This is a genomic window from Streptomyces clavifer (assembly GCF_036345975.1).
Taxonomy (GTDB): Bacteria; Actinomycetota; Actinomycetes; order Streptomycetales; family Streptomycetaceae; genus Streptomyces; species Streptomyces clavifer.
In genome coordinates this window covers 237,539-262,137 of the sequence record NZ_CP107793.1, presented here as the reverse complement: position 1 = coordinate 262,137, position 24,599 = coordinate 237,539, and the positions used below count along the sequence as shown (strand labels likewise).

19 protein-coding genes are annotated in these 24,599 nt (G+C 72.1%); 10 read left to right on the top strand and 9 right to left on the bottom strand.

Annotated features, from left to right (window positions below; translation table 11 throughout):
• Positions 1-54 precede the first annotated feature (54 nt).
• Positions 55-846 carry a DeoR/GlpR family DNA-binding transcription regulator gene (locus OG927_RS01030; RefSeq protein ID WP_056789893.1) on the top strand — a complete coding sequence of 264 codons (792 nt, stop codon included), beginning with the start codon at positions 55-57 and terminating at the stop codon, positions 844-846.
• A gap of 60 nt (positions 847-906) precedes the next feature.
• On the opposite strand, the gene OG927_RS01025 is transcribed toward OG927_RS01030, so the two are convergent.
• The 7 genes from OG927_RS01025 to OG927_RS00995 all read right to left on the bottom strand — a co-directional run bounded on the left by OG927_RS01025 (position 907) and on the right by OG927_RS00995 (position 11,191).
• The gene (locus tag OG927_RS01025; protein WP_056790264.1) at positions 907-2,106 is read right to left on the bottom strand and encodes a cytochrome P450 family protein; all 1,200 of its coding nucleotides are present in this window, start codon (positions 2,104-2,106) and stop codon (positions 907-909) included.
• A 316-nt stretch (positions 2,107-2,422) separates the two neighbouring features.
• Positions 2,423-4,759, bottom strand: coding sequence for a glycoside hydrolase family 3 N-terminal domain-containing protein (locus OG927_RS01020; protein ID WP_330319520.1), 2,337 nt, complete (start codon positions 4,757-4,759; stop codon positions 2,423-2,425).
• 112 nt (positions 4,760-4,871) lie between these two features.
• A complete protein-coding gene (locus OG927_RS01015; RefSeq protein WP_124283318.1) occupies positions 4,872-6,806 on the bottom strand; it encodes a glycoside hydrolase 5 family protein in 1,935 nt (644 codons plus the stop codon).
• 130 nt (positions 6,807-6,936) lie between these two features.
• Positions 6,937-7,938: a LacI family DNA-binding transcriptional regulator gene (locus OG927_RS01010; protein ID WP_056790267.1), complete on the bottom strand. Its 1,002-nt coding sequence runs from the start codon at positions 7,936-7,938 to the stop codon at positions 6,937-6,939.
• Between the two features lie 146 nt (positions 7,939-8,084).
• Positions 8,085-8,912 carry a carbohydrate ABC transporter permease gene (locus OG927_RS01005; protein ID WP_056789902.1) on the bottom strand — a complete coding sequence of 276 codons (828 nt, stop codon included), beginning with the start codon at positions 8,910-8,912 and terminating at the stop codon, positions 8,085-8,087.
• A gap of 13 nt (positions 8,913-8,925) precedes the next feature.
• Positions 8,926-9,867, bottom strand: a complete 942-nt coding sequence (locus tag OG927_RS01000) for a carbohydrate ABC transporter permease (protein ID WP_124283320.1) — start codon at positions 9,865-9,867, stop codon at positions 8,926-8,928.
• Between the two features lie 31 nt (positions 9,868-9,898).
• The gene (locus OG927_RS00995) at positions 9,899-11,191 is read right to left on the bottom strand and encodes an ABC transporter substrate-binding protein (protein ID WP_330319519.1); all 1,293 of its coding nucleotides are present in this window, start codon (positions 11,189-11,191) and stop codon (positions 9,899-9,901) included.
• 587 nt (positions 11,192-11,778) lie between these two features.
• On the opposite strand from OG927_RS00995, the gene OG927_RS00990 reads away from it, so the two are divergent.
• From OG927_RS00990 to OG927_RS00955, 8 genes are all read left to right on the top strand, one after another.
• On the top strand, positions 11,779-12,678 hold the full coding sequence (locus OG927_RS00990; protein ID WP_063887891.1) for an ABC transporter ATP-binding protein: 900 nt from the start codon (positions 11,779-11,781) through the stop codon (positions 12,676-12,678).
• Positions 12,675-13,658 carry an ABC transporter substrate-binding protein gene (locus OG927_RS00985; RefSeq protein ID WP_056789914.1) on the top strand — a complete coding sequence of 328 codons (984 nt, stop codon included), beginning with the start codon at positions 12,675-12,677 and terminating at the stop codon, positions 13,656-13,658. Before OG927_RS00990 ends, OG927_RS00985 begins: the two co-directional genes overlap by 4 nt.
• Positions 13,659-13,664: 6 nt before the next feature.
• On the top strand, positions 13,665-15,731 hold the full coding sequence (locus tag OG927_RS00980; protein WP_330319518.1) for an iron ABC transporter permease: 2,067 nt from the start codon (positions 13,665-13,667) through the stop codon (positions 15,729-15,731).
• A gap of 191 nt (positions 15,732-15,922) precedes the next feature.
• Complete coding sequence (locus tag OG927_RS00975; RefSeq protein WP_330319517.1) at positions 15,923-17,512, top strand: ABC transporter substrate-binding protein; 1,590 nt, start codon at positions 15,923-15,925, stop codon at positions 17,510-17,512.
• 20 nt (positions 17,513-17,532) lie between these two features.
• Complete coding sequence (locus OG927_RS00970; protein ID WP_330319516.1) at positions 17,533-18,501, top strand: ABC transporter permease; 969 nt, start codon at positions 17,533-17,535, stop codon at positions 18,499-18,501.
• Between the two features lie 5 nt (positions 18,502-18,506).
• On the top strand, positions 18,507-19,409 hold the full coding sequence (locus OG927_RS00965) for an ABC transporter permease (RefSeq protein ID WP_056790271.1): 903 nt from the start codon (positions 18,507-18,509) through the stop codon (positions 19,407-19,409).
• A gap of 56 nt (positions 19,410-19,465) precedes the next feature.
• Positions 19,466-20,398, top strand: coding sequence for an ABC transporter ATP-binding protein (locus tag OG927_RS00960; protein WP_056790274.1), 933 nt, complete (start codon positions 19,466-19,468; stop codon positions 20,396-20,398).
• Positions 20,391-21,113, top strand: coding sequence for an ABC transporter ATP-binding protein (locus OG927_RS00955; RefSeq protein WP_330319515.1), 723 nt, complete (start codon positions 20,391-20,393; stop codon positions 21,111-21,113). The genes OG927_RS00960 and OG927_RS00955 overlap by 8 nt, the downstream gene beginning before the upstream one ends.
• 225 nt (positions 21,114-21,338) lie before the next feature.
• Here OG927_RS00955 and OG927_RS00950 read toward each other — a convergent pair whose 3' ends face one another.
• Complete coding sequence (locus OG927_RS00950; RefSeq protein ID WP_330319514.1) at positions 21,339-22,286, bottom strand: helix-turn-helix domain-containing protein; 948 nt, start codon at positions 22,284-22,286, stop codon at positions 21,339-21,341.
• A 94-nt stretch (positions 22,287-22,380) separates the two neighbouring features.
• Between OG927_RS00950 and OG927_RS00945 the strand changes: the two genes are divergently transcribed.
• Positions 22,381-23,901, top strand: coding sequence for an alpha/beta hydrolase (locus tag OG927_RS00945; RefSeq protein WP_330319513.1), 1,521 nt, complete (start codon positions 22,381-22,383; stop codon positions 23,899-23,901).
• 173 nt (positions 23,902-24,074) lie between these two features.
• Here the strand turns inward: OG927_RS00945 and OG927_RS00940 are convergent, their stop codons facing one another.
• Positions 24,075-24,533 carry a MarR family winged helix-turn-helix transcriptional regulator gene (locus OG927_RS00940; RefSeq protein ID WP_056789936.1) on the bottom strand — a complete coding sequence of 153 codons (459 nt, stop codon included), beginning with the start codon at positions 24,531-24,533 and terminating at the stop codon, positions 24,075-24,077.
• Between the last annotated feature and the right edge of the window lie 66 nt (positions 24,534-24,599).

The window sequence follows — 24,599 nt, the reverse complement described above, 5'->3', positions numbered from 1 at the left end:
GCACAATCGCCAGCGACCGACTTGGTCGGAGCGAAACAGGAAGGACCACCGAAGATGGCCGAGGAACACTCCCCGCCGCTGATCCCCGACCAGCGGCGTGAGCAGTTGCTGAAGCACCTGCGCCGTGACGGAGTGCTCAGCGTGCAGCAGATCACCCAGATCCTGGGCGTCTCACACATGACGGTGCGCCGCGACATCGCCGAACTGGAGCGCCAGGGACTGGTCTTCTCCGTGCCGGGCGGTGCCAGGATCGCCAGCCACCTGCAGAGCGAACCGAGCCACCAGGCCAAAACCCTCATCGAGCGGCCCGAGAAGCAGGCCATGGCCGCCGCAGCGGCGGAGCTGGTGCGGGACGGCATGACCGTCTACCTCGACGCGGGCACGACCCTGCTCGCCATGGTGCCCCTCCTGGTCCACCACACCTCGCTGACCGTCGTCACCAACGACTTCACGACCGTCGACGCGCTGATGTCCGCGCCCCACCTCGACATCATCCACGTCGGAGGACAGGTGGAGCCCTCCAACCGGTCGAGCGTGGGCCGCCTGGCCGCCACCGTCCTGCGGCAGCTCGCCCTCGACATGGCCTTCATCAGTACGAGTTCGTGGGACCTGCTCCGCGGAGTGACGACCCCCTCCGAGCCCAAGGTCGAGGTCAAGCAGGCCGCCATGGAGTGCACGGGCACCTCCGTGCTCGTGGCGGGATCATCGAAGTACGGAACCTTCGGCAAGTACCGTGTGGCGCCCCTCAACGCGTTCGACACGGTCATCACGGACAGCGCACTGGCCGACGCGGCAGCCGACGGTGTACGCGCCTCCGGAACCGAACTGCGCCTGGTGAGTCCCTGAGGGACCCGGTCGCCTCGACGCCTCCCGCCCCGGAGCCGCGGCGGCCGGGTGGGCCCGGTCTCAGCGGCGCAGCCGCACCGGCAGCCGCTGCACGCTGTTGCCCACGAAGGACGCGTGCCGCGGCAGCTCGGACTCGGGGACGGCGAGATCGAGGTCGGGGAAGCGCGTGAACAGCTGCGCGAGAGCGACGGTGGCTTCCGTACGGGCCAGCGGGGCGCCCATGCAGTAGTGCGCACCATGGCCCAGTGAGAGGTGCCGGTTCTCGCTGCCACGGGTGATGTCGAAGTGCGCGGCACCGGGACCGTGGGCCTTCGTGTCGCGGCCCGCCGCGGAGTAACCGGCGAGCACCGGGGTCCCCTTGGGAATCACCGTGCCGTCGAGCGTCAGGTCGCGGGTCGGGTAGCGGAACGGGAAGTAACTGACCGGACTGTCCCAGCGCAGCGTCTCCTCGACCACGTCCGCCCAGGTCGCCCCGCCGGACCGCACCAGGTCGAGCTGATCACGGTGGGCGCACAGGGCCCGTACGGCGTTGGTGATCAGATTGAGTGTCGTCTCGTGGCCGGCGATGATCATGAGCATCAGCGTCCCGATCAGTTCGTGCGGGCCGAGCCGGTCGCCGTTCTCCTCGCGGGCCGCGATCAGCGCGCTCGTGAGATCGTCCCCCGGACCCTCCGTCCGGGCGGCCACGACCGCGCCCAGTACCTCGACCATCTCCCGGTTGGCGGCCATCGCCTCCGCCGGACCGATGTCCGTGGCGACGATCCGGTTGGACAGGTGGTGCAGCCGGTCATGGTGCCCGGGATCCACGCCCAGGAGTTCACAGATGACGCCCATCGGCAACGGCAGCGCGAAGTGCGTGCGCAGATCGGCGACACCGTCGGCGGCGGCCTCCTCGAGGCCGTCCAGCAACGAGGACGTCAGCGCCTCGATACGCGGCCTGAGTTCCTCGACGCGGCGCGCGGTGAACGCCTTGCTCATCAGCGACCGCAGCCGTCGGTGGTCGGCACCGTCGGCGGTCGTCATCCCCTGCACCGTGGCGAACGTCTTCAGCGGCCAGCCGTCGGGGATCCCACCGGCCTGGAGCGCCGCGAAGTGCTGGGCGTTCTTGGCGACGTCGGGATGCGCGAGGAACTCCCGGAGCGCGTCATGACCCAGCACCGCCATGCCCGCCACCTCACCGGGGAGGACCACCGGTGTCACGGCGCCCCGGGCCAGGAGCCGGGCGTTGGCCGCGTGCGGACAGCCGCCCGCCGGGTCCATGCGGTGCGGCCGGTCGGCTGCGGAGTTCACCGGTGAGGTGTTCAACAGGGCTCTCCAGTCTCGGGGGTGAGCGGGGCACGGGCCGTGCCGCCGGGGGAGCCCGAGCAGGCCGGGCCCCGGCGGCCGCTCCGCGGATACGCGGTCCTGGAGGCAGCCTGTCACGGCTCTCCCCGCGATTCCTCGGATACGCACATCTCCGCTCCGCCCGACGCCCCGTGCCCGGCGGGGACGAATCTGCGCGCGAGGCGCCGAGCCGGGGCGGCCGCACCGGCTCGGCGGAGCGGCCCCGGACACCGCACTTCGCACCCGCCCCCGCCTACCGTCGGGCGCCGGTCGCCGTCACGGTCACGAGGAGTCGGGCGCCGCGGGTCCGGTCCGAGGACGGGCCCGTCTCGATCGCGAACTCTCCCGGCTCCACCGCACGTTCCCACCCGCGGGTGACGGAGGCCAGGGTCCGCGCCCCCAGCCGGAAGCAGACCTCGGCCCTCTCCCCGGGCTCCAGCACGATCTGCGCGAAGCCGCGCAGTTCACGCACGCGCGGCCACGACGTCCCGCCGATCACCCGGCGCACGTACAGCTGCACCGTCTCGCGCGTGGACCGGTCGCCCGTGTTGCGGACCTCGACCGTGCACAACAACGGCTCGTCCGCTCCGGGGGACGCTCCGCCGGCGAACTCCGCAGCCGCCACGTACGCGCGGGACAGCCGGGGCTCGCCGTACTCGACCGTGGTGTAGCCCAGCCCGTGGCCGAACGCATGACGCGCGGTGGCGGGCTGGTCGACGTAACCGCGGTAGCCGTGGTCCTTCCCGTTGTAGAACACGGGCAACTGCGCCGCCGACCGGGGGACGGAGACGGGCAGCCGGCCCACCGGTTCCGCCGCGCCGAACAGCACGTCCGCCACCGCGCGCCCGCCCCATGGCCCGGGGTACCAGGCGCTCAGTACCGCCCCGGCACGGTCCGAGAGATCCGGCAGTGCGTGCGGACGCCCCTGGACCAGCACCACGACCACGGGGGTCCCCGTCGCCGCGACCGCGTCGAGCAGCGCCGACTGTCCGTCGGGTATCCCCAGTTCGGCCAGGTCGACGCCTTCCCCGCAGGTCATCCCCACGGGGTTGCCCACGGAGACCACCGCCGCCCCGTTGGCGTCGAAGCGCGTTCCCGACTCCCGCGCGCTCGAACCGCCCAGGACCAGCACCGCGACATCGGCCCCCGCAGCCTGCGCGACCGCTCCGGCCACGGCCGACAGGTCGCCGCCGACGAGATCGCTGCCCCGGGAATGGACGACCTCCACACCCTCCGGAGCCGCGGCCCTCAGCCCGTCGAGGACGCTGATGCCCGTGCCGGGCCGCTGGGGCGCGGTGTAGTCGCCGATCTGCTGCGGTACGGAGTCGGCGTTCGGGCCGACGACCGCGACGCGTCGGACGCCGCCGGTCAGCGGGAGCGTCGTACCGTCGTGCGCGAGCAGAGTGACGGATTCCCGGGCGATGCGTTCGCTCAGCAGCACCGGCCCCGGTGCCGGCGCGCGCTTCCCGGTGTACGGGTTCTCGAAGAGGCCCAACCGGAACTTCAGGGTGAGGACCCGCCCGACCGCGGTGTCGAGGGTGTGCTCGGCGACCAGCCCACCGCGCACCGCCTCCTCCAGCCGGGGGAAGCAGTCGTCCCAGAGGCTCAGGTCGGTCCCCGCCTCCAGCGCCGTCGCACCGGCCGCCACCGGGTCCCCGGCCAGCCGCACCAAACGGTCGAGCGCCAGCCCGTCGGCCATCACCAGACCGGTGAACCCCCACCGCTCGCGCAGGATCCCGGTCAGCAGCTCCCGGTTCGCGGCACACGGCACGCCGTCGAACTCGTTGTACGCTGCCATGACACCCGCCGCCCCGGCACGGACGCCTGCCAGGGCGGCCTCAAGATGGATCTCGTGCAGTTCACGTGCGCCCAGCTCGGTGGCCGCACTGTTACGGCCGCCGACCGTGGCTCCCTGCCCGGCGAAGTGCTTGAGCACGACGGCCGCACGGTCCGGCCCGATGAGTTCGCCGGGCGGGCCCTGGACACCGCGCACCAGGGCTTCGGTGAACTGTGCCGCCAGGTAGGGATCCTCGCCGAAGCACTCCTCCGCGCGGCCCCAGCGCGGATCCCGCACCAGGTCCAGCGCGGACACCAGTGCCACGTGGCCCCCGCGTGAGCGGAGCTGCGCGGCGGCGGACGCGACGGCCTCCTCGTACAGCTCCGGATTCCAGGTGGCGCCGACCGCCAGGTTGACCGGCAGCAGCGTGCCGTCCAGCGCCTGGAGACCGTGCGGCATCTCCTCGACCAGCAGGACGGGAATGCCCAGCCGGGTGTTCTCCACGACGTGCCGCTGCACGTCGTCACAGACCCGTGCGCCGTCCGCCGCGCCGATGCCGGTGGCCGCCGTCACACCGGACCAGGGGTCGGCCCGCTGCAGTCCGTAGAGCGCACCCATCCCGTCGTACGCGGACACCTCGGTCCGGAACGCCTCGGTCAGCCGGTGGCCCGAGGAGGTGCGTTCGTACGCGTCCCACCCGTACATCCGCTGGTTGACCTGGCCCACCTTCTCGGTGAGCGTCATCCGCGCCAGCAGGTCGCGCACCCGGTCGGCGACGGACGCCGTGGGGTCCCGGAAGAGCGGCTCGGACATCGGGGGCTCACTTTCAGGTAGCGGGGAGTGGACGCGTCGGTACGGCGACACACGTGGCAGACAGGCCCGTTCGCGCCGGACCCGGAGCAGGCCCCGGGTCCGGCGCGAACGTTCAGCGCAGTTCGAGGACACGCACCCCGTACGGGGCGATCACCACGTCCCGCACCGGATCGCCGCCGGTCAGCTCGCGCAGCTCCCCATCGGCCGACGGGCGCACGGTCAGCTCCTCGGCCGCCTGGCTCACCAGCCACACGTACCGGGTGCCGTCCTCGCGGACCAGGGTGTCCGCCGCGACGTACGGTGTGTCGACCGTCACCGGCCGTGCGGCCCCCGCGAGGTCGGCGAGCGCCGCGTACAGCCGGTACGTCTGCTCCGGGTTGGCGCGGGGCGTGCGGGCGGCCATGTGCTCCAGCGGGTACGTGGCCAGGACGGTACGGCCCTCGCCCGTCTCGTGGCACAGCAGCGCCGGACGGCCGTGCGCGTCGGTGGCCACGACCCGCGCACCGGCCGGCACGACCGGCAGGTAGGCGCGGCTGTCCTCGTTGCCGGCGACCGGGAAGACCAGCGTCTCGCCCGCGGCCAGTGAGCCGAAGTCCTCGAGGAACGTCATCTCGAGGACGTCGTCCTCGATCGGTTCGGCGACACCGTAGGAGAGCTGGTGCTCCACACCGAACAGACCGTCCAGGTCGTGGAACCACGGACCACGCGTCGCCGGGTGCTCGCCCGAGCAGAACGACAGGTAGACCGTGGCACCCCCGCGGGCCCGGCGCTCCAGATCCCGCCTGGTCCGGGTGGTCAACTGGCGCGTCGACGGGAGCAGGTACAGCGCGGCGTCCTCCGGGAGACCGTCGGCCTCCCGCGAGAACGCCACGGGCAGGTCCGCGCCGCGTGCGGCCACGTACCCCTGGTGCAGCGAAGTGAAGATCAGCGGCCGGTCGGCGGGCCGGCTGTAGGGGTAGCCGCGCTCCAGGAAGGCGGGCACGACCAGGGCGGTGTCCGCGTCCGCCCGGCGGCAGCGGGCGAAGTCGACCCGCTCCAGCACCTCGGCGAAATCGGCCAGCTCCCGCAACGGCTCCTTCGGGCGGCCGGTGCGGTCGGTGATGCCGAAGTGCATCTCGAAGGGGTGGTGATCGTACGGAGACTGCTCCCACAGATCGTCGTAGTCGGTGTTGTTCCAGGCGATCCACCCCGTGGCCCCGCCGAGCAGCGAATTGTGCAGGGTCTGCCGGTAGAACACGCCCGCGTTCGCAGCCGAGACCGTGTCGGTCGAGAGCCCGAACTCCTCGAGGACGACAGGCTGCCCGGTGACCGCGGCGAGTTCGCACTCGAACGCGGCACGGTAGTGCTGGCGTGGCCGGTCCGTGTCCGAGCGGTAGACGTGAGGGCCGACGAAGTCCACGTACTCGGCGGTGTCGCGGAGCGAGAAGCCGTTGTCGCGGCCCGTCACCTCGATGCCCCACGCGCCGTCCCCGAGCGACACGGGTTGGGTGCCGCCCGCGGCCCGCACCGCGTCGCACATGAACTGCGCCCAGGCGGTGACGACATCGCTGGAGGGCGGGTCGACCTGGTAGATCCGGCCGTAGCCGGGCATCTCGTTGGTGATCAGCCAGCCGGTGACCGCAGGATGGTCCTTGAAGCGGCGGGTCATCTGCGAGACGAACCACGCCTGCCGCCCGACGAGCCACACGTCCTCGTACAGATCACGGTCCCCGCGCCAGGCGGGGTCCCAGTTCTCGCCCGACATGTGGCCGACGATGAAGGTGGGAACGGTCCCCATCCCCGCCTCGGTGTGGGCGTCCAGGAAGTCACGGAAGCGGTCGCAGAGCTCCTCGTCGATCCGCCCCGGCTCCGGGTGGAAGTCGGGCCAGTAGAAGAAGGACCGGGTCATGTTCAGCCCGTGGTCCCGCAGGACGGCCAACTCCTCGCGGACCGTCTCCGGCTCGTAGTTCCGCCACATCAGCGGACCACCGGTGCGGGACCAGAAGTTGGCGCCGAGCCAGGGGAGGACGGCGGAGTCGTGGGTGAGCTGGGCGCTGTGGCGTCGCATGGTCCTTCTCTGACCTCTTCGAAGTGCGGGGGTGGGGCCGGTGCGGCCGGCGGAGGGCCGTTCGGGCCGCGGGGCAGGGCATGGCCGTGCCCGGGCGGGCCGCGAGCGGCACGGAACCGCCGGCCCGTGTTCAGGACGCGGACGGTACGCAACCGGTGGACTCCCGTACGACCAGGCGTGGGCGTCCGTCCAGCACGGGCGGGGGCACGTCCTCGCCGCACCTTGCGAGCAGTGCGCGGGCGGCGGCGGCACCGACCCGCTGCACCTGCTGGTCCACGGTGGTGAGCCGTGGGTGCAGCCAGCGGCCGAGCGGCAGGTTGTCGTAGCCCACCACCGACACGTCCTCGGGCACCCGCAGTCCGCCGCGCTGGGCCGTACCGATGCCGCAGACGGCCATCGAGTCGTTGGAGAACACCAGCGCGGTCGGCCGGTCGGGCAGGGCGAGGAGCTCCTCGGTGACGGCGACGGCCGCCCGCTCCGTGAAATCGGTGTGCCGGACCGCGACGGCTCGCAGTCCCGCTCCGGCGAGCGCGTCCTCGAACGCCGTCCGGCGCAGCCCGGTGTGCACCAGCTCGGCCGGGCCCGCGATGTACGCGAGGCGCCGGTGGCCGAGCTCCAGGAGGTGCGCCACGGCCTCACGGACACCGGCGTCCTGCTGCCCGAGGCCGACGCCGGGCACCGGGGCCGCGGGGTCCGGCGCGCCCAGCAGGACGGCGGGCAGTCCGAGGCCCCGCAGCAGGTGCGGGCGCGGGTCGTCCGCCCGTGCGTCCGTCAGTACCGCGCCGTCGATCCGGCCTTCCGCGGCCAGTCGTTCGTACAACGCGCTCTCCTGGGCCATGTCGGCGACCAGGTGGAGCAGCAGACCGTAGCCCCGGGGGGCCAGCTCCCCCTCCAGGCCCGTGATCAGTTCGCTGAAGTGCGGGTCGGCGCCGAGCACGTCGGTTGGCCGCCGGACGACCAGCGCGATCGTACGGGTGCGTGCCCGGCGCAGAGCCGACGCGGACGCGCTGGGTGACCAGCCCAGCTCGGCGGCCGCGTCCAGGACCCGGCGCCGGGTGGCCTCCGAGATCCGCCCGGTGCCGTTGACGGCCTGGGAGACCGCGGCGGTGGAGACCCCGGCCGCGGCGGCCACGGCCTTGATCGTGGGCCGGGCGGCTCCCTCGGAACCCGCCCGGGCCCCCTGCCTGGCGGAGGGGACCCCGTCAGGGCGCGCGGCCGGGGCGCCGGGCCCCTGCGACGCGCCCGTGACCTCCTCGGGATGTCCCTCGATACGTGCCTTCACATCTTCACCGCCCCGCTGACGAGAGCCTGTTGCATGCGCTTCTGGAGCACCGTGTACACCACCCAGACCGGGACCAGGGTCAGTACCGTGCCCGCGGTCAGAATGCCGTAGTCGGTGCCGGTCAGGGACTTCAGGGTGGGCAGGGCCACCTGCACGGTGCGCTGTTCGGGGTCCGGGCCGACGATGACGAGCGAGTAGAGGTACTCGTTCCAGAAGGTCAGGAAGTTCAGCAGGAGGATCGTCGCGATGCCGGGCACGCACATGGGCGTGTAGATGTGCCGCAGGACCGCGAAGGTGGAGGCGCCGTCCAGGCGGGCCGCCTCCTCCATCTCGTGCGGGATGGTCCGCATGAACTGCACCAGGATCACGACCGAGAGCGGCATCGCCGTGGCCGGCAGGAACAGCACCATGAAGGCCCGGGTGTGGAACAGCCCGGTCGCCGCGGCGAGCAGGAACGTGGGGAACAGTGCGGCGAACGTCGGGACCAGGAATCCCAGCGAGAACACCCGTTCCACGAACGCGCCGAGACGTCCCTCGGTCCGCGCGATCGCGAAGGCCGCCGGAATGGCCAGTGCCAGGGTGAGAGCCAGCGCGAGCACCGTGACCAGCACCGAGTTGACGATGGCCGGGCCCAGGTCGGCGGAGGTGAACGCCTCCCCGAAATTGTTCAGGGACAGGGAGGTCGGCAGGGAGAACGGGCTCCCGAAGATCTGGTCGTTCGTCTTGAACGCCGAGACCAGCAGGTAGTAGAGGGGGACCACCAGCAGTGCCGCGTACAGCCACGCGAGGATGTGGGCCGGCAGCCAGGACCTTCCGAACTTCATGGGACCGCTCCGATCAGTAGTTCTGGCGGAAGACACGACGGATGGTCAGCAGCCCGGCCAGACCGACCAGGAACAGGACCACACCGACGGTCTGGCTGTAGCCCAGGTCGGCCGCGATGAACGCCTTCTGGTACACGAGGAAGGACAACGTTGTCGAGGAGCTTCCCGGGCCGCCCTGCGTCAGCAGCAGCACGTTCTGCGCGGAACCGAACAGGGTCCACAGGAACTGGAGCATCGTCACGACGCCGACGAAGTCCCGGATGACGGGGAAGTGGATGCGCCACATGGCGCGCCAGTGTCCGGCGCCGTCCAGCTGGGCGGCCTCACCGATCTCGTCCGGCACGCTCCCCAGCCGGGCGGCGAACAGCACGGCCGTGAAGCCGATGCCGCTCCACACGTCCAGGACGATCAGGCAGTACAGGGCGGTGGACGGCGAGGCGAGCCAGGCGTCGGTCAGCGAACCCAGCCCGACCTTCTCGAGACCGCCGTTGAGCAGGCCGTCCGGCGAGAGGACCGCGTAGAAGACCATCGCCTTGGCCGGGGTGGAGATCAGGCCCGGGATGAAGAGCAGGTACCGCAGGACGCGGTGGCCCGGCGGCTTCTGCGCGACGTAGTACCCGAGCATGTACGCGCACACGATCATCAGGGGCAGCGCGACCACGAGCTGGACGGCGGTGTTCTCCACCGCGTCCCAGAACACCGGGTCGTCCAGGACGGCGCGGACGTTGCCGGAACCGGCGAACGACACCGGCTGGAGCATGCCCGGCCAGTGCAGGGCGGCGATGACGAAGATGGCGACCAGCGGGCCGACCATGAAGACGAGGTACCAGACCAGGGCCGGTACGGCCAGGACGACCCCGCCCTGCTTGCGGCGCACGGGGGCGGCGGGGGAGGGCGACGGGGGGTCCGGCCGGCGGACCGGGGCGCCGCCCGGGGCGGACGAGAGCAACGTCATGAGGGACTCGCAGGGGGCTCGGGCGCGCGGATCAGGCCGTGCGGTAGGCGGATTCGAGGGCGGAACGCACGGCGGCCGCGCTCGTCCCCCGGGTGAAGGCGGTGCTGGTCGCCGTGATCAGCGGCTGGGTCGCCGTCGGAGGGACGTACAGGTCGGGCAGGAGGACCTGGCCGACCCGGTCGCCGAGCTGCTGCGCCTCGGCCACCAGCGGGAACTGCTTGCTGACGGTGTCCGTCACGAGCGCCATGTCCCGCCCGCTCTCGGTGATGAAGCGCGAGACCGTCTCGGGCCGGTACATGAAGCGGAGGAACTTCTCGACCGAGGACAGCTTCTTGACGCCGTTGGGGCTGATCCAGAAGCCGATGAGGGTGTACGAGCGCATGATCGTCGGCTTGTCGTGCGAGGCGCCGAGGGCCAGCGGCCAGCCGCCGATCGCGGTGTGCCCGGCAGGCTTCGGGGCGACCTTCGCCAGCGCCGAGGACATCGCGGACTGGATCGCCGCCGCCTCGGTGTTGTACTGCGTGGTCATCGTGTCGGAGGTCAGCCCCTGCGCCTTGTCGGCGAAGACGCCGGCGTCGCGCAGCTGGACGAAGTAGTCGATGCCTTCGCGGGCGCCCCTGCTGCCGCTGAAGTCACCGGTCGAGTAGACCTTCCTGGCCTCGTCGGGCGTGAGGAAGGTCTGGATGATCTGGGCCAGCAGTTTCTGGCCCGTCCAGTCGTTGCCGCCGACGGTGACGGGCGCGATGCCCTTGGCGCGCAGCCGGCGCGCGGCACCGATCAGCTGGTCCCCGGTGGTCGGAACGGAATCGACGCCGGCCCGCTCCAGCAGGGCCGTGTTGTAGGCGACGGGCCAGTTGGTGGCGAAGTAGGGGAAGGCCCGCAGCCGGCCCTTGCCGTCGGTCCACTCCTCCAGGGCGGCGGGCAGGACGCGCCCGCGCAGCCCCCAGTCGTCGAGATACCCCTTCACATCGACGGTGGCACCGACATCGGTCCAGGCCAGCGTCTTGTCGTAGAGATTGACCATGACCACGTCCGGCTCCTTGCGGGCCAGCCGGGAGGTCTCGTACACCTGGGGCAGATCGTCGCCGTTGACGAGGTTCTTGACCCGGAGCCCGGGGTTCTCCTCCTCGAACGCCTTGACGGCGGCTTTGTAGGTGGGGGAGCCCGGTGCGGTGGTGCCGAGCTGGGTGTGCACGAGCAGGGTGCCGGGGTCGGAATCGGCCGAGGCGAGTGTGGAACAGCCGGACAGAGCGGGGAGTGCGGTAGCGGCGGCGAGGCCGGAGCCTGCTGCGAGGAAACCGCGCCGACTCAGGGATGAGCGCACAGCGGGATGTCTCCAACCAGGACGTTAACCATGTGGTTAATCGATGTACCAGTGGGCTGCGAGAAACTTAGGGGCACTTCCCGGAGTGGTCAACCCCTGGTTGCACATGTCGAAAACACGGACATCTCGGGCCTGTTGGTGTGGAAGGGGAGCCCCGGTTCGATCCGGCTCCGGGCGGGCGGGGGCTTCGGTGATGCGTGGAGCGGGTCGGTCCGGTGCGGCCGCCGGCGAGTTCGCGGCGCCGCTGTGGCGGGGGTGGACCGGTGTGCCCCGCTGTTCGGCGGCCTTCCCGGGGTCGGCGTACCTGGCCTTCCGAAGGCGGCGGCCGCTGCGCGGCGCGCGTGGGCCGTCCCTCTTCGGCGCACCGGCCCGGGTGAGGCGGACCGGGTCAAGTCCGTTCGCTCCAGGTGCGGTTCGTGCCCTGCGTGTGGGGTGCCGGCCGTCCGGCTCCGCGACTGCCCGCCGCGCCCCGTCAGGCCCTCCGTGTCCTGGGAGGGGTGCTACCGGCCCTCGCGCCCGGGGGCGCCTCCTGATTTCCCCGGGGGTACTGGTCACCGGGCACCTAAGGTTAGGCTAGCCTAAACCGCATGAGAGCTGGTGAGAGCACTTCCGGTGCTTCGGATGCCCTGGTGGCTACCGGTGTGCCGCGTACGCGTGGCCACGGACTGTCCGCCGACGGGGTGAGCGTGTCGTACGGCCGGGTCGACGTCGTGCACGAGGCGGCCATCGCCCTGCGGCCCGCCGAGGTGACCGCCCTCGTCGGCCCCAACGGCAGTGGGAAGTCGACGCTGTTGCGGACGCTGGCCCGCCTGCAGGCCGCGCGCACGGGTTCGCTCACCGTCGACGCGGGGACGGACGAGGCCACGGACGGGTTCGCGCTCGGCGCCCGTGAGTTCGCGCAGCGCGTCGCGCTGCTGACGCAGTCCCGGTCCACGCCGGGCGGGCTCACCGTCCGGGACGTGGTCGACTTCGGCCGCTACCCCTACCGGGGCCGTTGGGGCCGCCCCGACCCGCGCGGCACCGCCGCCGTCGACCGGGCGCTCGGCCTCACCGGTGTCACCGACCTCGCCGGGCGAGGCGTCGACCAGCTCTCCGGCGGCCAGCTCCAGCGCGTATGGCTCGCCAGCTGCCTCGCGCAGGAGACAGGCGTCCTGCTCCTCGACGAGCCGACCACCTACCTCGATCTGCGCTATCAGGTGGAACTCCTGGACCTGATACGCGATCTGGCCGACGACCACGGAATCGCCGTGGGCGTCGTCCTCCACGACCTCGACCAGGCGGCGGCAGTCGCCGACCGGGTCGCACTGCTGCACGCGGGACGCATCGTCGCCGACGGTGTGCCCGAAGACGTGTTCACGCCGGAGCTGCTGTCGGATGTCTACGGCATCCGCATCGACATCGGCACCGATCCCTCGACCGGCCGTCTGCGCACCCGCGCGATCGGCAGACACCACTCCAGATCCGAAAGGCTCAGTACCTCCTCATGAGACGCCACCTCCTCACCACGGCCGCCGTCGCCGTCGCCGCCCTCTCCCTGGCCGCATGCGGAACCACAGAGCCTTCCTCCGACGACTCCGCGGCTTCCGACAAGCCCGCCGAGAAGATCACCCTCACCGACGCCACCGGCACGAAGGTGACGCTCGACGGCCCCGCCAAGAAGGTGGTCGCCACCGAGTGGAACGTGGTCGAGGACCTGATCACCCTCGGCGTCGCCCCCGTCGGCGTCGCGGACGTGAAGGGCTACACCGCGTGGAACACCGCGGCCCCGCTCACCGGTGACCCCAAGGACATCGGGACCCGTGGCGAGCCGAGCATCGACACCGTCGCGGCCCTCGCTCCCGATCTCGTCGTCGCCACCAGCGACCTCTCGCCCGCCGTGGTGAAGCAGCTCCGCAAGGTCGCCCCCGTCCTGGAGATCACGGCGGCCGACGCCGCCGACCAGATCGGCACGATGAACGAGGGCCTCGACCTCATCGCGAAGGCCACCGGTACGACGGCCCAGGCCGACGCCGCCAAGAAGGACTTCGAGGCGAGTGTCGCCGAGGGCAAGAAGGCCCTCGAGGACGCCGGTCTCGGCGGTGCCGAAATCGCTTCCGCCGACGGCTACGTGGCGTCCAACCAGGTCTCCATCCGCGCCTACACCAGCGGCTCCCTCCTGGGTGCCGTCAACGAGAAGCTCGGCCTGAAGAACGCCTGGACCGTCAAGGGCGACGAGAGCTACGGCCTCGCCACCACCGACGTCGAAGGCCTCACCGGCCTCGGCGACGTGCACTTCCCGTACGTCGCCAACGACGCCGACGGTGACGCGTTCACCGGTCCCCTCGCGAAGAACGCCGTCTGGAAGTCGCTTCCCTTCGTCAAGGCGGGCAACGTGCACCGGCTGCCCGACGGCGTCTGGATGTTCGGTGGCCCCCGCTCGATGGAGGCGTACATCGACTCCCTCGTCGACGCCCTGACGAAGAAGTAGCCGGCCGTGGCCGTCATCGACAAGACCGCGGTCGGCCGTGACCGCACCGCCGCGGCCACGACGGGCGCGGTCGCCGTGACGGCCACGCTCGTGCTGCTGGTCGCGGTACTCGCAGCCGTCGACATCACCCAGGGCACCGCCGACGTCGGTGCGTCGGAGGTCTGGAGCGCGCTCACCGGCAACGCCGGCGCCGCGGACTCCTCCGTCGTCGTCGCGTCCCGGCTTCCGAGGATGGCCGCCGCCATCCTCGTCGGCCTGGCCCTCGGCATGGCGGGCGCCGCCCTTCAGGCGGTCAGCCGGAACGTGCTCGCCTCGCCGGACACCCTCGCCGTGAACGCCGGCTCCTATCTGGCGCTCGGCGTGGTCGCCGTGACCGGAACCACCCTTCCCCTCCTCGCCTCGTCCGGTGCGGCCTTCGCCGGAGGACTCGCCGCCGCGGCGGTCGTGCTCGGACTGTCCGGGCTCGGCAAGGGCACCGTCAGGCTGGTCCTCGCGGGCAGCGCGCTCGCGCTGGGGCTGGGCGCCGTGACCGAGGCGCTGCTGCTCCTCTACCCCCAGCGGACCGAAGGTCTCTACCGGTGGGGCCAGGGAGGCGTCGGCCAGAACGGCTTCGACGGGGTCGTCCAGATGGCGCCGGTCGTCGCCCTCGGCTTTGCCGGGCTGATGCTCGTCGCCCGCCGCGTCGACGCGCTGGCCCTGGGCGACGACGCCGCCCGGGGACTGGGCGTACCCGTGCGGGGGACCCGGATCACCACCGTCGTCCTCGCCACCCTGCTCGCTGCTGCGGCCGTCACGCTCGCCGGTCCGATCGGCTTCGTGGGCCTCTGCGCACCCGCGCTCGTACGCCCCCTCACCCGCCGGTTCCGGGGGCTCGTCCGGTCCCGGGTGAACCTGCCGGTCGCCGGCCTCGTGGGCGCGGCACTCGTCCTGGGCTCTGACGTACTGCTACGGGCGATCGTCCCCGCCGACACGGCCGTGGAGGTGCCGACCGGAGTCGTCACGACCGTCGTCGGCGGTGTGTTCCTCGTCGTGATGGCGCTGCGCACCCGGGACACCGCCGCCGCGGACGCACCGGACCGTCTGCGGATCCCGGGTCGGACCGCGTTCCTCACCACCGTGATCGTCCTCGCCGTCGTCCTCGTCGGTGTGATGATCGCGGCCGTGCTCCTCGGAGACTCGAAACTACTGCTCGGCGATGTCTTGAACTGGGCACAGGGCCGGGCCGGAAGGGTCGTCACCTTCGTTCTGGACACCCGAGTGCCCCGGGTCACGGCCGCACTCCTCGCGGGTGCGGCGCTGGCCCTGTCGGGCACCCTGGTGCAGGCCGTGACGCGCAACCCGCTCGCGGAACCGGGTGTCCTGGGCGTCTCGGGGGGCGCCGGCCTCGGCGCCGTCCTGCTCGTCACCACCGTGCAGTCACCTGGCTCGTGGGAGGTCGCGGGGGCGGCGTTCGGCGGGGCGGCCGTCGCCGCGTCGATCGTCTTCGGCCTGGCCGCGCGGGGCGGATTCCGGCAGAACCGGCTGGTCCTGCTCGGGGTGGGGGTGTCCGCCACCGCGGCGGCGCTGATCAGCCTGGTCATCGTGCTCAGCGACCCGTTCGACACGACGAAGGCCCTCACCTGGCTGTCCGGGTCGACGTACGGGCGGAACATGCCCGACGTGCTGCCGGTCGCGGCGGTGCTCGCCGTCGGCGCGGCCCTGGCGGTGGTGCGTCGCCGGGAACTGGACCTCGTCGCCCTCGACGAGGACACCCCGAGGCTCCTCGGCCTCGGTCTCACCCGGGCGCGCCTCGGCTTCCTGGTGGTCGCCGTCCTGCTCAGCGCCACCGCAGTGGCTGCGGCGGGCACCATCGGCTTCGTCGGTCTGGTGGCCCCCCACGCGGCACGCGCCCTCGTCGGCCGCCGGCACGCACGGGTGGTCCCGGTCTCGCTCCTGCTCGGTGCCGTGCTGGTCTGCTTCGCGGACCTCGTCGGCCGTACGGTGATCGCCCCGGCCCAGCTCGGTGCCGGACTGATGACGGCCGTCATCGGCGCCCCGTACTTCGTGTACCTGCTGGTCCGCACGCGCCGCTGACGCGCGGGCGGGTCCTCGGTCACCGGACCGCGGGCCCGCCCCGCCCGAACGCGGCCGCGGGACACCACGTCATCCCGCAGACCTGCCATGAACTGCGGCCGAACGCCCGGTAGTCCGCGGCCCTCTTACCTACGCCACTTCCTGCGCATAGCATGCAATAACTTAAGTGTTGCAGGAGAGGCGTGAGGTATATGACGAGACGACGGATACGGGCGGCCGTTGCTGTCGCGGTGACATCGGGCATGGCGCTCGCCGCGTGCTCGGCGCCGGGAAGCGGTGCGGACGGCGGGAGTACCGCCGGCTCCGTCGTGGTCGGGGTGGCCTCGGAGCCGGACACCCTCAGCCCGCTGCTCGGCTACGGCAAGGACGGCAACTCGAAGCTCTTCGACGGCCTGCTCGCCCGGAACGCCGACATGGAGCTGATACCGGCGCTCGCCTCCGCGCTGCCCGAGGTCGGCGACGGCGGACTCACGTACACCTACACCCTGCGCAAAGGGGTGAAGTTCAGCGACGGCGAGCCGCTCAGCCCCGCCGACGTGGTCTTCACCTACCGCACGGTCCTCGACGAGAAGACGAACAGCACCGCCCGGAGCGAACTGGACGCCATCGAGGACGTGAGCGCAGAAGGCGACGACAAGGTCGTCTTCCGCCTCGCCTACCCGTACGCGCCCTTCGCCGGTCGCACCGTGCTGCCGATCGTCCCCGCGCACATCGCCGGGAAGCAGGACCCCAACACCGGTTCCTTCAACACGAAACCGGTCGGAACCGGGCCGTACGTCCTGTCCTCCTGGCGCAAGGGCGAGAAGCTGACCTTCAAGGCCAACCCCGACTACTGGGGCGGAGCGCCTGAGGTGGAGACGCTCACCATGGCGATCGTCCAGGACGACGACGTGCGCGCCACCCGGCTCCGCTCCGGGGACCTGGACGGAGCGATCCTGCCGCCCAACTTCGCCGCCACCTTCAAGGACGACGACACCAGGAAGACGTACACGGCGACGTCCTACGACAACCGCACCGTCACCCTGCCCACCGCGGGCGAGGTCACCGGTGACCGCGCCATCCGTCAGGCCCTGGACGTGGCGGTGGACCGCGAGGCCATGGTCGACAAGATCCTGGACGGCGCGGGGCGCCCCGCCTACGGGCCCGTCCCGGTCGGCGACCCCTGGTTCGCACCGGACGTCGAACGCGCCCAGGACCTCGGCAGGGCGCGGAGCGTCCTGGACGGGGCGGGCTGGAAGGCGGGGAAGGACGGCATCCGGAGCAAGGACGGCCGCCGCGCCGGATTCACCCTGCTCCACCCCTCGGGTGACAAGGTCCGCCAGGACCATGCCCTCGCCTACGCGTCCGACGCCAAGAAGGCGGGCATCGACGTCACCGTCGAGAGCGCCACCTGGGAGGTCATCGAGCCGCGGATGAAGGACGACGCCGTCCTCGCGGGCTTCGGGAGCACCGGCGACCCCGACTTCGGGCTCTACACCATGCTGCACTCCACCCTCGCCGGCGACGGCTTCAACAACATGGGCCGCTACGACAATCCGGCCGTGGACCAGGCTCTCGACAGCGGCCGTCGCAGCCAGGACCCGACGTCCCGTAAGGCCGCCTACCACACGGTGCAGCAGGAACTCGTCAAGGACCCCGGTTACACCTTCCTCACCCACATCGATCATCTGTACGTGCTCGCCGACCGCTGGGACGGGCTGACCACGCAGACCGAGCCGCACGAGCACGGCTTCGCCAGCGGCCCGTGGTGGAACGTCGAGGACTGGAAGCCGAAGGGATGACCTCGCCGTCCCGGGGAGCGATGGGACGACTCGTGGGCCGGCGGGCCCTGTCCGCCGTCCCGGTGCTCCTCGTCGTCACCTTCGGCGTCTTCGCCCTCGCCGCAGCCTCCCCCTTCGACCCCGTCAAGGCCTTCGGCGGCACCGCCGTGCTCGGGGCCGACCAGGAGACCCTGGACCGGTTGCGCGCCAACCTCGGAGCCGACGAGCCGTTCGCCGTCCGCTGGTGGGACTGGCTGACCCGGGCCGCCGCCGGCGACCTCGGCCACTCCAGCGTCATGCGCCAGCCGGTCACCGAGGTCATCGGTGAACGACTCGTGTGGTCGACGCTGCTGTGCACGGTCGCCTTCGGTATCGCGGTGCTCGTCGGCACCCTCGCCGGAGTGCTCGCGGCCCGCCGTCCCGGATCGTGGCTCGACCGGGCGGTCACCTCGCTCGCCTACTCGCTCGAGGCCGCCCCCGTCTTCTGGGTCGCCCTGCTCGCCATCTGGCTGTTCGCCCTCCAGTGGGACCTGCTGCCGGCCGGGGGCCTCACGGACACCTCCGCCGAACGGGTGACCGCCGGACAGGTACTCAGCCATGTGATCCTGCCCGCCGGCGTGCTCGCCCTCGCCCAAGTCCCCTGGTTCGCGCTGTACGTGCGCCAGGGAGTCGCAGACGCGCTGGCGGAGGACCCGGTGCGCGGGGCCCGGGCCCGGGGCCTGAGCGAACGCACCGTACTGCTCGGTCACGCCCTGCGCTCCGGCCTGCTCCCGGTGCTCACCCTCATCGGGTCCCGCGTCCCCGAACTCATCACCGGAGCACTGCTGGTCGAGAGCGTCTTCAGCTGGCCGGGCATCGCGGCGGCCACCGTCGAAGCGGCCACCTCCGTGGACTTCCCGCTACTCGCCGCCCTGACCACCCTCGCCACCGTCGCGGTGCTCGTCGGGAACCTCCTGGCGGACCTGCTGTACGGCCTGACCGATCCGAGAGTGAAGCTGAGTGAACTGTGACCGCCATGACTGACGCCGGAGCAGGCCCGACGGCCGGCACGCAGGACGGACCGGTCTGGCGGTCGCGCCGCACCGACCGCCGGTCCACCCGTACCGTCCGCGTCCGCACCTCCGCCGTGCTGATCGCCGCCACGGCCCTCGCCGTCCTCCTCGTCCCCCCGGTCGTCCAGCTCGACCAGCAGGCCGTCGATCTGTCCGCCAAGCTCCTTCCCCCCTCCTGGGAGCACCCGTTCGGCACGGACGACGTGGGCCGCGATCTGCTGCTGCGCTGTGTGTACGGGCTGCGGGTGTCCCTGCTCGTCGGAGTGGCGGCCGCTCTCACGGCGACCGTCATCGGCACCGCGGTCGGCGCGTGCGCCGGAGCGCTGGGTGGCTGGGTCGACCGGGTCGTCATGCGCCTCGTCGACACCTTCTCGTCCGTACCGCATCTGCTGCTGGGCATCTTCATCATCGCCCTGTTCCGGCCGGGCGTCTGGCCCGTGGTCATCTCGGTCGCGCTCACCCACTGGCTCTCCACCGCGCGCATCGTCCGTGCCGAGGTCCTCTCCCTGCGGTCCCGCCCCTACATCGACGCGGCCGTGTCCGGCGGCGCGTCACGGTGGCGGGTGACGGTGCGGCACCTGCTGCCCGGGGTGCTGCCGCACGCAGCCCTGGCCGCCGTACTGATGATCCCGCACGCGATGTGGCACGAGTCCGCCCTCTCCTTCCTCGGGCTCGGGCTGCCCACCCACACGGCGAGCCTGGGCACCCTCGTCCAGAGCGCACGCGGTTCCCTGCTTGCCGGACAGTGGTGGCCGACGCTCTTCCCCGGCCTGTTCATCATCGTTCCCACTCTCGCCATCGCCGGACTTGCCGGGGCCTGGCGGGAACGCCTCAATCCCCGCCGCCGATCGGAACTGATGCTGTGACCCAGCGACCCGAGCCCCCCGTCCTGTCGGTGCACGGGCTGTCCGTACGGTTCCTCATGCCGGGCGGACACCACGTCGCCGCCGTCACCGACGCGCACTTCGACGTAGCGGCGGGAGAGTGCCTCGCCCTCATCGGTGAGAGCGGATGCGGCAAGTCCGTCCTCGCCTCCGCCCTCCTCGGCCTGCTTCCGGCCAACGCCCAGACCGCGGGGCGGGCCCACCTCGGTGGCCTCGACCTCCTCGCGGCCGACGAGCGCACGCTGGCCCGGCAGGTACGGGGCCGGATGATCGGGCTGATCCCGCAGAGCCCCGCCGCGCACCTCACGCCCGTACGCACCATCCGCTCGCAACTGGAGGAGACGGTCGGTCAGCTGACGGGGGTGCGGGGGCGCGCCTCCGTACGGACCGCGGGAGAGGACGCCGCAGCACGGGCGGCATTCCCCGCCGGGCACCTGGACCGCTACCCGCACGAGCTGTCGGGCGGTCTCGCCCAGCGTGCCGCCACCGCCCTGGCGCTCGTCGGCGGTGCCCCTCTGCTGCTGGCCGACGAACCCACGAGCGGGCTCGACCGCGACCTGGTCGAGCACACGGTCGACGAACTGCGCCGTCACGTCGACACCCCGACTCGCACGAAGGGCGACACCGGACGCGCTCTGCTGATGATCACCCACGACCTGACGGCTGCCGAGCGCATAGCCGACAAGGTGGCCGTCATGTACGCCGGACGGCTCGTCGAAGTGGCCGAGGCCGACTCCTTCTTCGGCCTGCCGGGTCCCCGCCACCCCTACAGCCGGGGCCTGCTCGGCGCTCTGCCCGAACGGGACTTCACCCCCATCCCCGGTATGCCACCCGAACTCGGCGACCTGCCCGCGGGCTGCGCCTTCGCCACTCGCTGCGCACGGGTCACCGACGCCTGCGCGCACCGCCCGCCGACGACGGGCTCCGTGGCCTGCCACCACCCTCACCGACCGGAGGAGATCCGTGCTTGAACTGCGTTCCATCACCGCCGGATACGACCGCCGGGCCCCTGTCGTACGCGGGATCTCCCTGACCATCGAGCCGGGCGAGGCCGTCGGCCTGCTCGGCCCCAGCGGATGCGGCAAGTCCACCCTGGCACGCGTCGCGGCCCTGCTGCACCGCCCCGACTCCGGCACACTCGTGCTGGACGGCGAACCTGTCCGGGGCTGGCGCCACCACGCCCCGCCCGCCCGGCGCACCGCCATCGGCGTCGTCTTCCAGCAGCCAAGGCTCTCCTCCGACCCCCGACTCCGGCTCGCCGATCTGATCGCCGAACCGCTCCGGGCCACCGGCCGGGGTGAGGAGGCCGCCGACCGGGTCGCCGAACTGGCCGAGCCCCTCGGCCTCACCCCGGACCTGTTGCGCCGTCGGCCCCACGAGGTGAGCGACGGCCAGTTGCAACGTGCCTGCCTCGCCCGCGCTCTCGTCCTGCGCCCCCGATGGCTCATCTGCGACGAGCCGACCGCCATGCTGGACGCGTCCACCACCGCGGCGCTCGTCGAGGCCATCGAGGACTACCGCGCGGCAACAGGAGCGGGACTGCTCGCCGTGGGACACGACCGCACGCTTCTGCGCCGCTGGTGCGACCGCACCGTGCACTGGGACGACCTGACAGCCTCGTCCGTGCCGCCCGGCGACCGCCCCGGCTCCCCGCTCGCGGCGCGGCGACCGGCCGGTGCGCCCTGAACCGGCGTCGTACTGGTGCGTGACAGGCACACCGCCGTACGAGAACGGGGGCGTGCCGTCCCCTGGGGCGTGCCCGGGCCGATCGGCTCAGCGGCCGACGCCGGCACCCGGTCATGTCATCGGCGGCACGGGAACCAGCGGAGCGTCGCGAGCGGACAGTCGAGGTCCACGTCCCGGGACGCTCCCCGCAGATCACCGCGGTCACCTCCGTTGACGAGCCGTCGGTCAGGCCGCCCCTGTCGTCTGGGCTTCCAGTGCCGCGAACAGCCAGTCGTGCGCGGCACCGGGAGTGGGCTCCGGGGGGCCGCCCGACGGGGTGATCACCTCGGCGACAAGCTCCCAGTAGGTGTCTATCCGCGGGTCGACCGACAGCTGTCCGACCAGGACTCTGCGGAAGTCAGCAGTGTCCCGGCTGCCGTTCGTTCGCGCGTACGCGTCCACGAAACTGTCCAGCTCCTCGCCCGCACGGGGTGCCCGGCCCCGGCGCAGCTGGGTGCCCGCCAGCTCGTACGCCTGAGCAAGTCCGGCGTACAGCACGGCCGATTCGCGTGCCCCCGCACCCCTGTGTGCCGCAGGCTGAGGCCGCTCGGCGCCGGTGCACGGACGGGTCACGAGGGCGTTGAGCCGGGCGAAGGCGAGGACCTGGGCCGGCCTCGGGTCGGCGGGCGGCTCCGGGACCGCGGCCTCCAGGAACGCTGCCGTCGCCCGGGTGGGCATCCGCGGCGGCAGCCACGCCCGCCAGAACCGGGCCAGCGGCGCCGTGCTCGGCGGCGCGGTCACCGCACCGATCAGACGCAACCGGTCCGCCCGGTCCTCGGGCGGGCACTCCTGCACCAGCCGCAGCGCCGCCTCCCGCCAGCGCAACGCCTGGAGCTGGGAGCCGAGTTCGCGCAGCTGGCCCGCGACGGCGTCCTCCAGCACACTGTCCGCCCCGTCCTCCTCCTCGTCGACGATGCGGTGCACCTCGCGCACCGGCAGGCCGAGGGCGCGCAGGGAACGGACCAGACGCAGCCGGCCGAGCGCCTCGGGGCCGTACCTGCGGTGCCCGCCGGCGCTGCGGGAGGCCTCCGGCAGCAAGCCCCGGTCGGAGTAGAAGCGGACGGCCTTGACGGTGACGCCCGCACGCTCGGCGAGTTCGCCGATGCTGCACAGGCCGTCGTGCGACGTGAACACTTGAACCTCCCTCAGGGGGAGCTTCTACCGTACCGGCGAGCGCGGCGGACGATCGTGGACGGCCCGCCGCCGACGGCGCACGGAGGAGAAGCCCATGACCGTATTCATTCTGGTGTCCGGCATGTTCACCGGTCCACACGTATGGGAGGAGACCGCCGCGCACCTGGCGTCGGCGGGTGCCGAGGTACGTGCGGTGGCCCTCGGCGGACTCGGCGGGACCACCGGGACGGCGCCGGCGGACATCGACCTGGAGACCCACATCGCGGACGTGCTCGCCGTGATCGACTCGGTCGGAGCCGCTGGCGGCGGGGAGATCGTCCTGGTCGGTCATGACTACGGCATCCACCCGGCGCTGGGCGCCGCCGACCGGCGGGCGGGGCGCGTCGAACGGATCGTCTACCTGGACTCGGGGATGCCGCAGGACGGAATTCCCGCCCTGGCCGCGGTAGCCGACCAGTCGCTGCGCGAGGAACTGGCGGAGCGCGCCGTGCTGGTCGGAGACGGCGAAGTGCTGCCCTCCCCGGACCGCCACGAGTGGCAGCGCTGGGGGAGTACCGCGGGTATCCCCGACCCTGCGCTGGACCGGCTCACGGCCCTGGCGGAACCGCAGCCGCTGGGGACCCTGTTCCAGCCCCTGCGCCTGACCGGCGCGGCGGCCTCGACAGCCGTCACCGGTGTGCTGTGCAACGGGAACGGCGCGAGCATCGAGATGGTTCAGATGCTGGTGGGCTTCGGGGACCCCGCGCTCCAGGCGCTGACCGCACCCGGGGTGACGTTCTTCGAACTCCCCACCGGACACTGGCCCATGCTGTCCCTCCCCGCCGAGCTGGCGGAGATCCTGCTGCGGGCTGCCGCAGGCGAGGGGCACCGGCTGGTGGCGGCAGGATCCGCGGAGCCGCCCGCACACCTGAGGCCGTTCGTGCTGGACGTGCCGGAGATCCCCCGTGAGCGGACCGGGAACCTCGACCTGTACCTGCCCGGCGCCGGCGGACCGCGGCCGGCTGTGCTGTTCGTGCACGGCGGACCGGTGCCCGCCGAGGCACTGCCGACCCCCCGGGACTGGCCGGGCCTGGTGGGGTACGCCCGGTACGCGGCAGGGCAGGGCCTGGTGGGCGCGATCCTCGATCACCGCCTGCACGACATGGCCGACTACGCACGAGCGGCGGCGGACGTGGCCGCCGCGCTGGACCTGATCAGGGCCGATCCCCGGGTGGACGGGGACCGCGTCGCCCTGTGGTTCTTCTCTGGCGGCGGGTTGCTGGCGGCGGACTGGCTGAGGCTGCCGCCGGAGTGGCTGCGCTGCCTCGCGGCCAGCTATCCGGTCCTGGTACCGCTCCCGGGCTGGGGGCCGGTCGACAGGCGTTTCCGCCCGGTGGAGGCAGTGGCGGAAGCGGGGACGCTGCCCGTCGTGATCACGAGGGTGGGGCGCGAGATGTCGGGGATCGCGGCCACGGTCGAGGAGTTCCTGGACGCGTCCCGCGCCTGCGGGGCGGCCGTCGAGGTCGTCGACGTGCCCCATGGCCGCCACAGCTTCGAGACCCTCGACCCCACGGAGGAGTCACGCGATGCCGTACACCATGCGATGCGTTCGGTGCTGGCCCACTTGGAGGTCTGAACCGGTCCTGGTGAGACGCAGGGCGCCGCGCCCCCGGGGTGGCCGAACTTGTGGAGGTACCGGAGCGGTCTGGTGGGTGCGGCGAAGACCGTACGACCGGTGAGCGGCCCGCGGCCTGGTGCGCGACGACGATGCCGGGGGCGGAGCGTGCGGATCCGGTCAGGGCGTCCGGTTCAGTCAGGCGGTGCGGCGGCGTCGCGCAGCCGGTCCAGGAGAGTGTCCAAGGTTGACAGCGTGGCGTCGTCGAAGCCGGAGAACGCCTCGCGCAGGTTGCGCGCGTGGACGACCGCGGCACGGTCCAGGATGCCCCGGCCCGTGTCGGTGATGACCGCGTGGGTCACCCGCCGGTCGGTGGGGCACGGGTGGCGCTCGACGTAGCCCGCTTCCCGTATCCGGTCGATCAGCCGGGTGATGCCGCCGGTGGTGAGTGCGATGTCGTCGGCCAGGGCGCCCATGGTCAGTCGTCCCTCTTCGGAGCGCGCGAGGCGGACCAGCACCTCGAACCAGACATGCGGCAGTCCGGTCTCCTCGTGCAGGGACGCGCCGAGCCGCCGCTCCAGCTTCGCGGACGCCTCCAGCAGGCGGCCGAACGTCGTGATCAGCGGGTCGTCGATCGGAGAAGGGGAGGGCATGGCTCCATGATACGGCTGAATAGCTGACACGTCAGATAAATTTGATACGGTTGAAATATCTGACAC